Annotated in this window: 1 rRNA gene; it reads right to left on the bottom strand. The window is 54.3% G+C overall.

Annotated features, from left to right (window positions below):
- Positions 1-1,263: ribosomal RNA gene (locus tag ACWEOO_RS41805) — 23S ribosomal RNA — on the bottom strand; the annotation flags it as partial.
- Positions 1,264-1,274: the final 11 nt, after the last annotated feature.

Genomic DNA, 1,274 nt, shown 5'->3' with positions numbered 1-1,274 from the left:
AGTGTGAGTGCCACAGCTTCGGCGGATTGCTTGAGCCCCGCTACATTGTCGGCGCGGAATCACTTGACCAGTGAGCTATTACGCACTCTTTCAAGGGTGGCTGCTTCTAAGCCAACCTCCTGGTTGTCTGGGCAACTCCACATCCTTTTCCACTTAGCAATCGCTTAGGGGCCTTAGCTGGTGATCTGGGCTGTTTCCCTCTCGACTACGGAGCTTATCCCCCGCAGTCTCACTGCCGCGCTCTCACTTACCGGCATTCGGAGTTTGGCTGATTTCGGTAAGCCGGTAAGCCCCCTAGACCATCCAGTGCTCTACCTCCGGTAAGAAACACGCGACGCTGCACCTATATGCATTTCGGGGAGAACCAGCTATCACGGAGTTTGATTGGCCTTTCACCCCTATCCACAGGTCATCCCCCAGGTTTTCAACCCTGGTGGGTTCGGTCCTCCACGCGGTCTTACCCGCGCTTCAACCTGCCCATGGATAGATCACTCCGCTTCGGGTCTAGAGCATGCGACTAAAGCGCCCTATTCAGACTCGCTTTCGCTACGGCTACCCCACACGGGTTAACCTCGCCACACACCACTAACTCGCAGGCTCATTCTTCAAAAGGCACGCCGTCACACCCCACAAGGAGATGCTCCGACGGATTGTAGGCAACCGGTTTCAGGTACTATTTCACTCCCCTCCCGGGGTACTTTTCATCTTTCCCTCACGGTACTAGTCCGCTATCGGTCACCAAGAAGTATTTAGGCTTAGCGGGTGGTCCCGCCAGATTCACACGGGATTTCAAGAGTCCCGTGCTACTTGGGAAAACACTCAAGAGTCACTGTCTTACGCCTACAGGGCTATAACCCACTACGGCTCAACATTCCAGAAGATTCGACTTCAACAGTGATTGATAACTCTTCGACACCACGGCATCAGTGTCAGAATGCTCCCACAACCCCACATGCGCAACGCACGCCGGCTATCACACGCACATGGTTTAGCCTCATCCGCTTTCGCTCGCCACTACTCACGGAATCACAATTGTTTTCTCTTCCTGCGGGTACTGAGATGTTTCACTTCCCCGCGTTCCCTCCAGAACCCTATGTGTTCAGGCACTGGTAACTGGCTTTAGAATGCCAGCTGGGTTTCCCCATTCGGACACCCCCGGATCACAGCTCGGTTGCCAACTCCCCGGGGCTTATCGCAGGCTCCAACGTCCTTCATCGGCTCTTGGTACCAAGACATCCACCGATTGCCCTTAGTAGCTTGTCACAACAAAAAAA

This window comes from Kribbella sp. NPDC004138 (genome assembly GCF_053603655.1).
This window is presented reverse-complemented; position numbering and strand designations above follow the sequence as displayed.